This is a genomic window from Diaphorobacter ruginosibacter (assembly GCF_014395975.1).
Lineage (GTDB): Bacteria > Pseudomonadota > Gammaproteobacteria > Burkholderiales > Burkholderiaceae_C > Diaphorobacter_A > Diaphorobacter_A ruginosibacter.
Map to the genome: position 1 here is coordinate 2526345 of NZ_CP060714.1, position 13981 is coordinate 2540325.

The following is a 13981-nucleotide window of genomic DNA, read 5'->3' on the forward strand; positions in this document are numbered from 1 at the left end:
AGGCTGCTTCTTCGGGATATCTGGGGCCTCAGGATGCGCGGGGCCCAAAGGCGATCACCGCCATGCCGGCCAGCGTGATCGCGCCGCCCACGACGTCCCACATGCCGGGGCGGATGCCGTCCACCGCCCACAGCCAGACCAGCGCCGTGCACACATAGACCCCGCCGTAGGCCGCGTAGATGCGGCCCGAGGCGTCGGGATGCAATGTGAGCAGCCATGCGAACAAGGCGAGGCTGAAGGCGGCCGGCACCAGCAGCCAGGCCGATCCGCCCTTCTTGAGCCAGAGCCATGGCAGGTAGCAACCAATGATTTCCGCAAGCGCGGTGACGAAAAACAGAGCAACTGTGGTCATGCCCGCCTGTATAGCAACCGTTGAACAGGTGATTAGACCATCAGATCGGCAGAGGCACGCCCCATGACGAGCGCCTCGAACTCCTTGAGCGGCAGCGGCGGGCTCAGCAGGTAGCCCTGCCATGCATAGCAATGATTGCGCTCGAGGAATTGCCGCTGCGCCTCGGTCTCCACCCCCTCGGCGGTCACCTGCAGGCCCAGGCTGGTGCCCAGCGCCACGATGGTGCGGGCGATGGCCGCGTCGTTCGGGTCCGTCAGCACATCACGAACAAAGCCCTGGTCGATCTTGAGCTCGTCAAGCGGCAGGCGCTTCAGGTAGGACAGCGAAGAGTAGCCCGTGCCGAAGTCGTCGAGCGAGAAACCCACGCCGTAGCTCTTGAGCCTTACCATCTTCTTGACCGTGTCGTCGATGTCCTCCAGCAGCAGGCTCTCCGTGAGCTCAAGCCGCAGACGGCGCGCATCCGCCCCCGTGCTCGCCAGCGCGGCAAGCACCTGGGGCACGAAGCCCGCCTGGTGGAACTGCTGGGCGCTCACGTTCACCGACAGCGTCAGTTCGCTGAGCACAGGATCCGCCGCCCATGCGGCCAGCCGCTCGCATGCGGTGCGCAGCACCCATTCGCCCAGGCGATGGATGAGCCCGCTTTCCTCCGCCAGCGGAATGAACTGCACAGGCGAGATCGGCCCTTTTTCCGGATGCAGCCAGCGCATCAGCACTTCCGCCCCGACGATGCTGCCCAGCGCCATCTGCGGCTGATAGGCCAGTTCGAACTGGCCCTGGGCGATGCCGGCGCGCATGTCGGCCTCCAGCGCCACACGGGCCTCGACCACGGCCTGCATCTCGGGGTCGAAGAACCGCAGGGCGTTGCGGCCTTCCGCCTTGGCCCGGTACATGGCCAGGTCGCCACGCTTGAGCAGTTCGTCCGCCGACTCGCGCTGGCCGTGGAACAGCGTGATGCCGATGCTGAGCGTGGTGTGATGAAGTTCGCCATTGAGCTCGAAGGGTTCGCGCATCACGTTCAGGATCTTCTGGGCGACCTCTTCGGCCCCCGCGGCCGCCGCCTGCTCGCTCTCGCCCATGGACCGCAGCACCACGACGAACTCGTCGCCGCCGTGCCGTGCCACCGTATCGTCGACATGCACGCAACTGCGCAGCCGCTGCGCCACCACGCCCAGCAGGCGGTCGCCCATGTCGTGACCCTGGGTCTCGTTGAGGCTCTTGAAGTTGTCCAGGTCGAGCATCAGCACCGCGCCGTAGCTCTGGTGACGCGCGCTCATGGCCAGCGCCTGCTGCAGCCGGTCGAGCAACAGGCGGCGATTCGGCAGCTGGGTGAGCGGGTCGTAGTAGGCCAGGTAGCGCGCGCGCTCCTCCACGGCCTTGCGCTGGCTGATATCCACCAGCGTGACCAGGTAGTTCTCGCCCAGCACCACGCCAGCCATCTCGAGCGAACGCAGGTGCCCGCCCTTGCGGGTGATGGTGCATTCCTGCGCTCGGATGTAGCCGCCGCTCTCGCGGGCCTCGTTGCACGCGTCGACCCAGCGTGTGCGGTACAGCTCGCGCTCTTGCGGGTCGACGACCAGGGTGGCCCACCATGCGTCGAGGCTGCTGATCTCCTGCGTGTCATAGCCGCAGATCTGGGCGTAGCGTTCGTTGCTGAAATCGAAGGCACCGTCCTTGATCAAGGCAATGCCGATCGGCAGGCGGTTGAGGATGCTGCGCAGGCCCTCCTCGTTCGTGCGCAGCGCTTCCTCCATGTTCTTGCGCTGCGTGATATCCAGGATGACCGCCACATTGTGGTGGGTTTCCCCTGACGACAGGGTGATGGGCGCTGCCGTCAGATCGACCCAGACCACGTGGCCGTCCCTGTGCAGGTAACGCATTTCCATGCGCATCTCGGCGATCTCGCCCGCGGCCATCCGCCGCAACTCCTGCATGCTCGCTGCCGCATCGTCAGGATGCGCGCAGTCCTGCAGACACATGTTTTCCAGCTCGGCCTCGGTGTAGCCCAGCATCTCGCTGAATTTCTTGTTGGCGCGTGCAATCTCACCAGTGCGGCTGTCGATCTGCACCACGCCCACCGCCGCCTGGCTGAACAGCGTGCGAAACCGCTCCTCGCTCACTTCAAGGGCGGAGGCTGCAAGCGCGGCATTGTCCACGGCCTGCGCGCGACGCAGGCCCATCATCATGACCAGCGCAGTGAGCAGCGAGGTGACAAGCACCCCGGCCGCGGCCACCAGGGCGGGCAAACCCTTCTCGATCGGCGACAACAGCGGCGTCGCATGCTCGAAATTCAACCGCCACAGCCTGCCCCCGAAGATCACGTCCTTGTGCATGCGGATGTCGCTGCTGTCCAGATCCGGCTCATCGAACAGCGTCCCTGGTGTCCTGGGCGCCACCAGTCCGCCGTCAGCGCCCAGCTCGCCCATATCGGTCATGTTCAGCACGAGGTTGTCCCAGTGGCCCTCGCCGCGCACGGCATCCACAAGAGCGGACAGACGGATGGCAATATCGACGGTGCCCAGGAAGCGCACATCCTTCGCCTCCGTCCCTTCCCCGGTGAACACCGGCAGGCGCATGACGACCCCCATGCGGTGCTCGGAAACCTGTCGCAGCTCGAACGGCGCGGAAACCACCATCGAGCGACTGTCGCGAGCCCGGAGCAACGCGGCCAGGTTGGAGGGCTGAGAGTGGATCTCGAGCCCTTCGATGGGCTCGTTCCCGCGCCGGGGCCACACATATTCCAGGACGAAATACTCGTTGCGGCTCTCATCCGGGTGAATCTGGAAATCCTTGCTGGAGCGCCCGTCGGTCGAGGGCTCAGCCCGGGTCCGCGACAGAAAACTGTCCTTGTCGGTACCGGGCACATATCGTGTGAAGGACACGCCGATCGCTCCAGGATGGCGATTCTCCAGTTCCATGCTGCTGGCAAGACGCTCGAAATCGCGCCGCTGCAACTGGGGATTGAGCTTGAGCAGGCCCTGCAGGCCGCTCAGCACGTCCATGTAGGACTGAAGCCGCCGCTGCATCGACTGCGCGAACAGGTTCGACTTCTGCTCGAAGCGCATCTGCGCCACCGACTCGGCCGAGTTCTGCTGCTGCCGCCACAGTGCATAGCTGCCCAGCAATCCCAGCACGGCAACGATCAGGCCCGGTACCCAGAACCGTAGCAGAAAGCGCGATGATGAAGGCTGGAACATCAAGGATGTGTCGAGAGAACTGGACGAAGGAAGCGAGGTAAAAAAGCTGGGGAGATTATGTTTCCAGCTATACAGCCTTTGCAACCAATAGTTAATTATCGATATATATTCTTACAAATCAACGCAATATCGGGTGCTGGAATAAACAGCGTTGCCTTGATTTGCAAATGAAATCGCCTGGTGCACCAGAATTCCGCATGGCGGACAGGGGACGCATGCTCCCCCGCGCAGCTTGCAGCCAGCTTTCAGGTGGGCGCGGATCCGGAAAATTGACGGTTGTTCATTGTTGAACAGATCCGCCCCCGAAAATTCTACGGTCTCTGGCAGGGGCCCGGACAAGGGCCGGTGAGACTCGTAACATCCGGCAAGGAGCCTCCCATCTGTGATATTTGATTTCTTCGAACGGCGCATTCCGCCCTACCCCCTGAATGAACCCGCCTTGCCGCCCAAGGGCTTCTTTGCCTTTCTGTGGGCCTGCACGGCGGGCATGCGCGGCTGGATCGCGCTGCTGACCGTCACCTCCGCGCTGCTGTCTGTCTACGAGGCGTTTCTCTTCGCCGTGATGAGCCACGTGGTCGACTGGCTCTCCGCCACGCCCGCAGCCGAGTTCTGGCAGGCGCACCAGGGCGGAATGGTCGGCATCGCGGGCATCCTGCTGATGAGCATCGTGCTGCTGGGCGTGCACACTTTGGTCATGCACCAGGTGCTGGCCATCAACTTCCCGATGCGCATGCGCTGGATCTTTCACCGGCTGATGCTGGGCCAGAGCATGTCGTTCTATGCCGACGAATTCGCCGGCCGCATCACCACCAAGATCATGCAGACCGCGCTCGCGGTGCGCGAGGTGGTGTTCATCGTGGTGGATGTACTGGTCGGCGTGGGCGTGTATTTCGTGAGCATCCTGCTTCTGTCGGCCAGCTTCGACTGGCGCATGATGGTGCCGTTTGCCATCTGGCTGTGCGGCTACACGGCCGCCTGCTTCTATTTCGTGCCTCGCCTGGGCCAGATCGGCAAGGAGCAGGCCGATGCCCGCTCGCTCATGACCGGCCGCGTGACCGATGCCTATACCAACATCGCCACCGTCAAGCTGTTTGCCCACACGCGGCGCGAGGCGGAATATGCACGCAACGCGATGGAGTCGTTCAAGAAGACCGGCTATGACCAGATGCGCCTGGTGAGCCAGTTCGAGCTGACCAACCACGTCATGATCACGCTGCTCATCCTCGGCAGCGCGGGCTCCGCGCTGTACCTGTGGACGCAAGGCCAGATCGGCACCGGCGTGGTGGCGGCGGTGATCGCCATGGCTCTGCGGATTTCGGGCTACTCGCACTGGGTGATGTGGCAGATGACCGGCCTGTTCGAGAACATCGGCACCATCCAGGACGGCATTCTCACGCTGACCAAGCCGCGCACCATCGTCGACGAACCCGGCGCCAAGCCGCTGGCCGTGACGCGCGGCGGCATCCATTTCGAGAACATCAGCTTCGGCTACAAGGATGGCGGCAAACGCGTCATCGACCACCTGGACCTGAACATCCGCCCCGGCGAGCGCATCGGCCTGATCGGTCGCTCGGGCGCGGGCAAGTCGACGCTCGTGAACCTGTTGCTGCGCTTCCACGAGGTGCAGGACGGCCGCATCACCATCGACGGACAGGACATCCGCAAGGTGACGCAGGATAGCCTCCGGGGAGCGATCGGCATGGTGACGCAGGACACCTCCCTGCTCCACCGGTCCATGCGCGACAACATCCTTTATGGACGCCCCGATGCGAGCGAGGAAGAGATGCGCGCGGCGGCCCTGAAGGCCGAGGCCTCCGACTTCATCGACGGGCTCACCGACCTCAAGGGCCGCAGCGGCTATGACGCCCAGGTCGGCGAGCGCGGCGTGAAGCTGTCGGGCGGCCAGCGCCAGCGCGTCGCGATCGCCCGCGTGATGCTCAAGGACGCGCCGATCCTGCTGCTCGACGAGGCCACCAGTGCACTCGACAGCGAGGTCGAGGCAGCGATCCAGCAGAGCCTGGACGGCCTCATGCATGGCAAGACGGTGATCGCCATCGCCCACCGACTGTCCACCATCGCGGCCATGGACCGCCTCATCGTCATGGATCGCGGCCAGATCGTCGAGCAGGGTTCACACCAGGAACTGCTGGCATTCGGCGGCATCTACGCCAAGCTCTGGGCCCATCAGAGCGGCGGCTTCCTGGGAGAATCGTCGAGCGAGCACATGATCGCCAGCTGACGGGCTGCCACCATCGGCCCTGCTCCGCAGGCGCCCTGGCGGCTCGCTACATCAACCATGCTGTTCGGGGCCCGCGGTGCTGCCGCCAGCCTGCTCCTGCCGGGGCAGTTGCGTGAACAGCAGCGTCGCGGCCAGCGTCAACAGGCCCATCATGATGAAGGTGCCGCGGAATGCCCAGAGGGTGTCGCCCGCGGTGGCCATGCCGAAATGAGCCTGGAATGCCGCCAGCACGGCGCCCGCCGCGGCAACGCCCATGCCCATGGCCAGCATCTGCACCATCGACAGCAGGCTGTTGCCGCTGCTGGCGAAATGGGGCAGCAGGTCCTTGAGCGTGACCGTGTTCATTGCCGAGAACTGCAGGGAATTCACAGCGCCGAAGATACCCAGCTGCGCGATCAGCAGCGGCACGGGCACATCCGGCGAAATGAAGGAGAAGCTGGCGATCAGCAAGGCCAGCACCCAGGTGTTGGTGACCAGCACCTCGCGATAGCCGAAGCGGTGGATCACCCTCGTGACCAGCGGCTTGGTCAGCATGCTGCCGATCACGGTGGGCAGCATCATCATGCCCGCATGCATGGGCGAGTAGCCCAGGCTGACCTGCAGCACCAGCGGTGTCATGAACGGCATGGCCGAGCTGCCCAGGCGCGAGAACAGGTTGCCGAGCAGGCCCACGCGCAGCGTGCGGACGGTAAACAGCTCGGGCGCGAAAAGCGGCTCAGGCTTTCTGAGCGCATGCAGCCAGTACCCTGACAGGCATGCGAGCCCGAACACCATCATGATGAGCGCGGATGCGCTGCGAACTCCGCCGCTGGCCATGCTCTCCACCGCCAGCGACACCAGGGCCATGCCCCCGGCCAGCATCACGTACCCGGTCAGGTCGAAGCTGCGCGGCTGCATGTTCTCGCCGGCAGGCATGTACCTGGCGGAGGCCAGCAGACCAATCAGGCCCACCGGGACATTCACCCAGAAGATCCAGTGCCAGGAGGCGAACTCCACCATCCAGCCACCCAGGGTCGGCCCGATCAGGGGCCCGACCAGGCCGGGGATCGCGACGAAGCTGATGGCCCGGATGAACTGCTCTCGCGGGAAGGCCCGCAGCACCGCCAGACGCCCCACCGGCAACAGCAGCGCGCCCCCCAGCCCCTGGATGACTCGCGCAGCCACCAGCAGGTTCAGGTTGGGTGACAGCGCACACAGCACCGACCCCAGAACGAACAGGCCGATGGCCGACATGAAGACCCTGCGCGTTCCGAAGCGATCGGCCAGCCAGCCCGATGCGGGAATCAGCACCGCCATCGCCAGCGAGTACGCCACGATGACCGAATGCATGTGCAGCGGGCTCTCGCCCATGTCGCGCGCCATGGCCGGCAGCGCGGTGTTGACGATGGTGCTGTCCAGCGTCTGCATGAAAAAGCCCAGCGAGACCAGCCAGAGCAGCTTGTTGCGCATGGGCGATAGTGGAGCGGCGGCAGTCGAGGACTCGGGCATCGGCGGGTGGTACGAAAGACAGAATGAAGACAGCGAAGGCAGGAAAAGCCAGCGCCGTTTCAGTTTGCCACTGTCCCGTCAGCCGCGCACGCCGTCCGCGCCTTGCCCCGCCAGGTCCATCGGCATCTTTTCCTGAGACAGGGCCGCACGGCGGCGCCCGCCAAGCCAGAGGTAGGAAGCTCCCAGGATCGCGAACCAGGCGGGTGTTGCCAGCAATGCGGAGCGCGTGTCCGCCTCGAATGTAAGGAGCACCAGGATGAAGGCGAAGAACGCAAGGCAGACTCCGCACATGAACACTCCGCCCGGCATGCGGTAGCGCGATGCGCGGTGCAGTTCGGCTCGCGTGCGGCGGTACTGGATGTAGGACAGCAGGATCATCGACCAGACGAACATGAAGAGGATCGCGGAGATCGTGGTGACCAGCGTGAAGGCCTTCACGAGATCGGGAATCACCCACATCAGGAACGCGCCACCCAGCAGGCAGATGCACGAGAACAGCAGCCCGCTCGACGGTACGCTGGCGCGCGAGAGCACGCCGAACGAGCGCGGCGCGTCACCCTTGAGCGCCAGCCCGAACAGCATGCGGCTCGTGGAGAACACGCCGCTGTTGGCGGATGATGCGGCCGAGGTCAACACCACGAAATTGATGATGCTGGCCGCAGCCGGCAGACCCGCCAGCATGAACAGCTCCACGAACGGACTCTTGTTGGGCACCACGTCCCGCCAGGGCGTGACGGCCATGATCGCGATGAGCGCGCAGACGTAGAAGATGATGATGCGGATCGGGATCGAGTTGATGGCGCGCGGAAGCGTCTTCTCGGGGTCCTTGGCTTCCGCGGCGGTCGTGCCCACGAGCTCGATGCCCACGAACGCGAACACGGCGATCTGGAAGCCCGCGAAGAATCCCATCATCCCGTGCGGGAACATGCCTCCGTCGTTCCACAGGTTCGACAGGCTGGCCGGGCGCCCGGAAGGCGATACGAAGCCGCTGCCGACCATGTAGATGCCCGTGCCCACCAGCGTGACAATGGCCACGATCTTGATCATCGCGAACCAGAATTCGATCTCGCCGAACAGCTTCACGGTCAGGAGATTCAGTGACAGCAGCAGGCCGACGCAGAGAATGGCAGGCGCCCATTGCGGAATATCCGGGAACCAGAACTGCGCATAGGCGGAAATGGCGATCACATCGGCGATGCCCGTGATGATCCAGCAGAACCAGTAGGTCCAACCCGTGAAGAAGCCCGCCCAGGGCCCGAGCAGATCGGCCGAGAAGTCGATGAACGAGCGGTAGTTCAGGTTGGAAAGCAGCAGTTCGCCCATCGCGCGCATCACGAAGAAGAGCATGACGCCGATGATGGCGTAGACGAAGACGATGGAGGGGCCGGCCAGGCTGATGGTCTTGCCCGAGCCCATGAACAGCCCGGTGCCGATGGCGCCGCCGATGGCGATCAGCTGGATGTGGCGATTGGTGAGATTGCGCTGCAGATGTTCGCCTTGCGGCTCATCGTTCTGGCTTTCTTGCCGCGAAGCAAGTGTCATGGAGGTTCCTCGTGGAATCACGAATCTCGTCAAGACAGGATCCGCAGCTGCACACTGCGCGACGCGCCAGGCAAGGCGCAGCCCGGTCTTCATCGGATGCGAAATGAAATGAAACGGCAATCATTGCTCCCGGGAATGCCAGCTGGAGGACTTGCATCACCCAGACAGGCCCAAGCGCAAGAAAATTGCTCGATTTGGATAGTATCGCAAAGAACACTCCATCGGCGGCGCCATGGATTCAGATGCAGCCCAGCCGATCAGGCACGTGCGCTCAGCAGGCGGCCTCGCTCCTTGGCACTCACCTGCTTCAGAAACTCCCAGACTGCCTGGATGCGCGCCTGGTGCTTGGCCTCCTGCGGCATGCTCATCCAGAACGTGCGCGTGAAGACGGCCTCGTCGGGCAGCACCCGGCTCAGCACCGGGTCCCTGTCGGCGAGGAAGGCGGGCAGCACCGCCAGCCCTGCCCCGATGCGCACGGCCTCGTACTGGGCCGTGATGCTGGTGCTGCGGAACGCGAAACGCTCCGGCTGGTGCAGCTTGTCGATGAGCTGCAATTCCTTGGTGAACAACAGGTCGTCCACATAGTTCACGAAGGCATGGTGGCGCAGGTCCTCGCGCGTCGAGACCAGCGGCTTGCGCGCCAGATACTCGCGCTGCCCGTAGAGGCACAGCGTGTAATCGGCAAGCTTGGTGACGATCACCGAGCCGCGGGAGGGCCGCTCCAGGGAAATGACGATGTCGGCCTCGCGCCGCGAGAGATGGAGCAGGCGCGGCAAGGCCAGCAGGTCGATCGACAGCCCGGGGTGCTGGCGCGTGAAATCCGCCAGGTAGGGGGCAAGAATCATCGTTCCGAACCCCTCAGTCGCACCCACGCGCACCAGCCCCGACAGCCCGCTGGCTGCGGCATTGGCGGGCGCCGAGCGCTCCACGCCGACAACGGCCGCCTCCATGGCCTCGATGGCAGGCAATAGCTGCCGCCCTGCTTCGGTCAGCCTGTGCCCCGAGGCCTCGCGCGAGAACAGGGGCGTTCCCATCTGCTTCTCCAGCGCCTGGATGCGCCGCGCCACCGTGGTGTGCTCCACGCCTGCGCGCCTGGCTGCGCCAACGAGGGTGCCGGCACGCGCCAGTTCCAGGAAATACCGCAAGTTATCCCAATCCATTTCGAGAATCCTCATACCGAACAGACGCCTGATCGACGTAATCGACCTCAATGTGCAAATTTGCAAAGCTCGATTGCGATATTGTCTATTGCATATACATATTTGCACAAATACCATTCGGGCATTCAGTTTTCATCCAACCGGGTTCCAAGGAGACACAACCATGAACGCACCCGCCCATTCCGCCGTGCTGGCCCCCACCGTGAAGCTGCTCATCGGCGGCAAGCTCGTCGAGTCGAAGACCACGCAGTGGCGCGACGTGGTGAACCCTGCCACCCAGGAAGTTCTGGCCCGCGTACCGTTCGCCACGCCCGATGAAATCAACGAAGCCGTCGCCTCGGCCCAGGCTGCGTTCAAGACCTGGCGCAAGACCCCCATCGGCGCGCGCGCCCGCATCTTCCTGAAGCTGCAGCAGCTGATCCGCGAGAACATGGGCGAGCTGGCCGCGCTGCTGACCGCCGAACAGGGCAAGACACTGGCGGATGCCGAAGGCGACGTGTTCCGCGGCCTCGAAGTGGTCGAGCACGCGGCCAACATCGGCACGCTGCAACTGGGCGAACTGGCGAACAACGTGGCCAATGGCGTGGACGTGTACTCCGTGCTGCAGCCCCTGGGCGTCTGCGCCGGCATCACGCCGTTCAATTTCCCCGCCATGATCCCGCTGTGGATGTTCCCCATGGCGATTGCCACCGGCAACACCTTCGTGCTCAAGCCTTCCGAGCAGGACCCCATGGTGACCATGCGCCTGTGCGAACTGGCGCTCGAAGCCGGTGTGCCGGCCGGCGTGCTCAACGTGATCCACGGTGGCGAAGATGCCGTGAATGCCATCTGCGACCACCCCCTCATCAAGGCCATCAGCTTCGTCGGTTCGACCAAGGTCGGCACGCACGTCTACAACCGCGCCAGCCTGAACGGCAAGCGCGTGCAGTGCATGATGGGCGCGAAGAACCACGCCATCGTGATGCCCGACGCCAACAAGGAGCAGACCCTGAACGCACTGGCCGGCGCCGCCTTCGGCGCGGCGGGCCAGCGCTGCATGGCCCTGTCGCACGTGGTGCTGGTCGGTGAGGCCCAGAAGTGGGTTCCCGACCTGATCGCCAAGGCCAACACGCTGAAGGTTTCCGGCGGCACAGAAAAGGGTACGGACGTGGGTCCCCTGGTTTCCTGCGCTGCGCTCTCCCGCGTGGAAGGCCTGATCGAGCGCGGCATTGCCGACGGCGCCACGCTGGAGCTGGACGGCCGCAAGCCGAGCGTTCCCGGCTATGAGAAGGGCAACTTCGTCGGCCCGACGATCTTCTCCGGCGTGAAGCCCGGCATGAGCATCTACGACCAGGAAATCTTCGGCCCCGTACTGGGCATTTCCGGTGCGCAGAACATCGAGGAAGCCATCGAGTTCATCAACGCCAACCCGAACGGCAACGGCACTGCCATCTTCACCCAGTCGGGCGCCGCGGCCCGCAAGTTCCAGGAAGACATCGACGTGGGCCAGGTCGGCATCAACGTGCCAATTCCCGTGCCGGTCCCGCTGTTCTCGTTCACCGGCAGCCGTGCCTCCAAGCTCGGCGACCTGGGCCCCTACGGCAAGCAGGTCGTGCTGTTCTACACGCAGACCAAGACCGTCACCGCGCGCTGGTTCGACGACACGACCACCAGCCAGGGCGTGAACACTACGATTAGTTTGAAGTGATCACCCCCCTGAGGCGCTTCGCGCCTTCCCCCCGCTCTACGCGCTGCGCGCGGGCAGAGGGACGCAGCCCTCGCTGCGGGGCGGCCCTTGCTCGGCTGCCCTGGCCCAGGTCGCGCCCAGAACTGGCTCGCCGGCTGTGAACCGATCATGGCGCGCGGGCTTTGTTGTTCCTGGCGGCGGGGCTTGAAGGCGTGGTGAAATCGGGCGCATGTTCCTTGTTCTATTCCTGAATCCCTGGAGAGCGGCAGCGCATGCCGCCCTGCCCCTGGCCTGCGGCCTGTTCGCGGCCGCCGGAGTGCACGCGCAGGCCGGTGCGAGTTGCGTGGAAGGCGGTAGCGCGGCAGAAGTCAATGCCTGTGCCGTGCAGAAGTTCCAGCAGGCCGACACGGCCCTGAACATCTACTACGGCGACGTGATGACCGCCCTGTCCGCGCACGAGCGGCCAACGCTGCGCCAGGACCAGAACGCCTGGTTTCGCACACGCCGCGAGTACTGCAACAAGCGCAATCGCGCCATCGAAGGCAGGCCTGAATGGGGTCGCGTCTACCACGAGTGCCTGATAAAGGTCACGCAAGCGCGCCGCAGTGCACTCTCGCAGTGGCTGCACACCGGCAATCCACCGCCGCCCGAGGCCAGCCTGCCGCCCGACACACAATGAATTTCGAGGAGACTTGACACCATGGACTTTGAACTCACCGAAGACCAGCGCGCCTTTGCCGACACGGCCCGCGCGTTCGCCGAAGCCGAGTTCGCGCCGCATGCGGCGCACTGGGACGCGGAAGGCATCTTCCCGCGTGAAGCCATCGCCAAGGCGGGTGAACTGGGCTTCTGCGGCCTCTATGCCCCGGAGAATGCAGGCGGCCTTGCGCTGCCGCGCCTCGATGCCACGCTGGTGTTCGAGGAGCTCGCCGCCGTCGACCCATCGACCACGGCCTTCATCACCATCCACAACATGGCGACCTGGATGCTCGGCACCTGGGCGACAGACGCCGTGCGCAACGAATGGGGCGAGCCACTGACCAGCGGCCAGAAACTCGCAAGCTATTGCCTGACCGAACCCGGCGCAGGCTCCGACGCCGCATCGCTCAAGACGCGCGCGGAGCTTGTCGGCAACGAATACGTCATCAACGGCAGCAAGGCCTTCATCAGCGGCGCGGGTTCCACCGACGTGCTGGTGTTGATGGCCCGCACGGGCGATGCACAGTCCGGTGCCTCGGGCATCAGCGCCTTCGCCGTGCCAGCAAACACCGAAGGCATCAGCTACGGCAAGAAGGAAGAAAAAATGGGCTGGAACAGCCAGCCCACGCGCGTGATCAGCTTCGACAACGTGCGTATTCCCGCGCAGAACCTGCTCGGGCGCGAAGGCGAAGGCTTCAAGATCGCGATGAAAGGCCTTGACGGCGGCCGCATCAACATCGCCACCTGCTCGGTCGGCGCGGCGCAAGGGGCGTTGAAGCAGGCACAGGGCTACATGCAGGAGCGCAAGCAGTTCGGCAAGGCCATCGCCAGCTTCCAGGCACTGCAGTTCAAGCTGGCCGACATGGCGACCGAGCTCGTCGCGGCACGTCAGATGGTGCGCCTCGCCGCATCCAAGCTCGACGCCGGCGCGCGCGATGCATCCACCTACTGCGCCATGGCCAAGCGCTTCGCCACCGACGCGGGCTTCACGGTCTGCAACGAGGCGCTGCAACTGCATGGCGGCTACGGCTACATCCGAGAGTACCCTCTGGAGCGCCTGATGCGCGACGCACGCGTGCACCAGATCCTCGAGGGCACGAACGAAATCATGCGCGTGATCATCGCGCGGCGCATGCTGGAAGGCGATGCACCGGATGTGATCCGCTGACCCCGGGATTGCCCGCCATGCCTGCCCGCCCGCTCTCCGACGAAACCCTGCAGCTCATCGCCGCGGTGCGCGAGGCCCTGGCCCATCGCGATGATGTGGAAGAGCGCAGCATGTTCGGCTGGTTCTGCTTCTTCGTTGACGGCAAGTGGTGCTTTGGCGTCAAGCGAGAAGAACTGCTGGTGCGCCTGGCGCCCGAGGACCATGACCGCATCGCGGAGCGTCCCGGTGTGCGCGAGCTGGATCCGCGCGGCAGCATGAAGGGCTACTTCTGCGTGGAACCTTCCGCTTACGCCACCCGCGCCCAATGGGAAGAATGGATCATCGCGGCCCTGGCCTACAACCCCAGCGCCAAGGCTTCACCACGGCGCAGGACGACTGCGGCAAAAACCTCTCCGGACCCCAAGGCCACCTCCAAGACCACTTCGAAGGGCACAGGCAGGAAACGCCACAGCATCTTCGAGAGCGATCTCTGA

At 64.6% G+C, this 13981-nt stretch carries 10 protein-coding genes; 5 read left to right on the forward strand and 5 right to left on the reverse strand.

All coding sequences use genetic code 11. The annotated features are described in order from the left end of the window. Window positions 1-28: 28 nt before the first annotated feature. A complete protein-coding gene (locus H9K76_RS11345) occupies window positions 29-352 on the reverse strand; it encodes a YnfA family protein (RefSeq protein ID WP_187600332.1) in 324 nt (107 codons plus the stop codon). 32 nt (window positions 353-384) lie between these two features. After that, complete coding sequence (locus H9K76_RS11350; RefSeq protein ID WP_187600333.1) at window positions 385-3546, reverse strand: bifunctional diguanylate cyclase/phosphodiesterase; 3162 nt, start codon at window positions 3544-3546, stop codon at window positions 385-387. A 385-nt stretch (window positions 3547-3931) separates the two neighbouring features. Here H9K76_RS11350 and H9K76_RS11355 point away from each other — a divergent pair, with 385 nt between their 5' ends. After that, complete coding sequence (locus tag H9K76_RS11355; protein WP_187600599.1) at window positions 3932-5785, forward strand: ABC transporter ATP-binding protein; 1854 nt, start codon at window positions 3932-3934, stop codon at window positions 5783-5785. Window positions 5786-5836: 51 nt separating this feature from the next. Here the strand turns inward: H9K76_RS11355 and mdtD are convergent, their stop codons facing one another. From mdtD to H9K76_RS11370, 3 genes are all read right to left on the reverse strand, one after another. Continuing rightward, window positions 5837-7234 carry a multidrug transporter subunit MdtD gene (gene mdtD / locus H9K76_RS11360; protein ID WP_246475473.1) on the reverse strand — a complete coding sequence of 466 codons (1398 nt, stop codon included), beginning with the start codon at window positions 7232-7234 and terminating at the stop codon, window positions 5837-5839. 117 nt (window positions 7235-7351) lie between these two features. Further along, window positions 7352-8815, reverse strand: coding sequence for a D-serine/D-alanine/glycine transporter (gene cycA, locus H9K76_RS11365; protein ID WP_187600335.1), 1464 nt, complete (start codon window positions 8813-8815; stop codon window positions 7352-7354). A 257-nt stretch (window positions 8816-9072) separates the two neighbouring features. Further along, entirely contained in the window at window positions 9073-9975 is a 903-nt protein-coding gene (locus H9K76_RS11370) for a LysR family transcriptional regulator (protein WP_187600336.1), read from the reverse strand. 163 nt (window positions 9976-10138) lie between these two features. Here H9K76_RS11370 and H9K76_RS11375 point away from each other — a divergent pair, with 163 nt between their 5' ends. The 4 genes from H9K76_RS11375 (at window position 10139) to H9K76_RS11390 (ending at window position 13981) form a co-directional block, all read left to right on the forward strand. Continuing rightward, window positions 10139-11662: a CoA-acylating methylmalonate-semialdehyde dehydrogenase gene (locus H9K76_RS11375; RefSeq protein WP_187600337.1), complete on the forward strand. Its 1524-nt coding sequence runs from the start codon at window positions 10139-10141 to the stop codon at window positions 11660-11662. Window positions 11663-11870: 208 nt separating this feature from the next. Further along, a complete protein-coding gene (locus H9K76_RS11380) occupies window positions 11871-12320 on the forward strand; it encodes a lysozyme inhibitor LprI family protein (RefSeq protein WP_187600338.1) in 450 nt (149 codons plus the stop codon). A 21-nt stretch (window positions 12321-12341) separates the two neighbouring features. Continuing rightward, window positions 12342-13508, forward strand: a complete 1167-nt coding sequence (locus H9K76_RS11385) for an acyl-CoA dehydrogenase family protein (RefSeq protein WP_187600339.1) — start codon at window positions 12342-12344, stop codon at window positions 13506-13508. Window positions 13509-13525: 17 nt separating this feature from the next. Continuing rightward, window positions 13526-13981: a TfoX/Sxy family protein gene (locus tag H9K76_RS11390; RefSeq protein WP_187600340.1), complete on the forward strand. Its 456-nt coding sequence runs from the start codon at window positions 13526-13528 to the stop codon at window positions 13979-13981.

Excerpts from the sequence above, each read along its gene's own strand:
- H9K76_RS11380 (WP_187600338.1), top strand. The coding sequence starts at position 11,871 with ATGTTCCTTGTTCTATTCCTGAATCCCTGGAGAGCGGCAGCGCATGCC.
- H9K76_RS11370 (WP_187600336.1), bottom strand. The coding sequence starts at position 9,975 with ATGGATTGGGATAACTTGCGGTATTTCCTGGAACTGGCGCGTGCCGGC.
- H9K76_RS11375 (WP_187600337.1), top strand. The coding sequence starts at position 10,139 with ATGAACGCACCCGCCCATTCCGCCGTGCTGGCCCCCACCGTGAAGCTG.
- mdtD (WP_246475473.1), bottom strand. The coding sequence starts at position 7,234 with ATGCGCAACAAGCTGCTCTGGCTGGTCTCGCTGGGCTTTTTCATGCAG.
- H9K76_RS11390 (WP_187600340.1), top strand. The coding sequence starts at position 13,526 with ATGCCTGCCCGCCCGCTCTCCGACGAAACCCTGCAGCTCATCGCCGCG.
- cycA (WP_187600335.1), bottom strand. The coding sequence starts at position 8,815 with ATGACACTTGCTTCGCGGCAAGAAAGCCAGAACGATGAGCCGCAAGGC.
- H9K76_RS11350 (WP_187600333.1), bottom strand. The coding sequence starts at position 3,546 with ATGTTCCAGCCTTCATCATCGCGCTTTCTGCTACGGTTCTGGGTACCG.
- H9K76_RS11385 (WP_187600339.1), top strand. The coding sequence starts at position 12,342 with ATGGACTTTGAACTCACCGAAGACCAGCGCGCCTTTGCCGACACGGCC.
- H9K76_RS11345 (WP_187600332.1), bottom strand. The coding sequence starts at position 352 with ATGACCACAGTTGCTCTGTTTTTCGTCACCGCGCTTGCGGAAATCATT.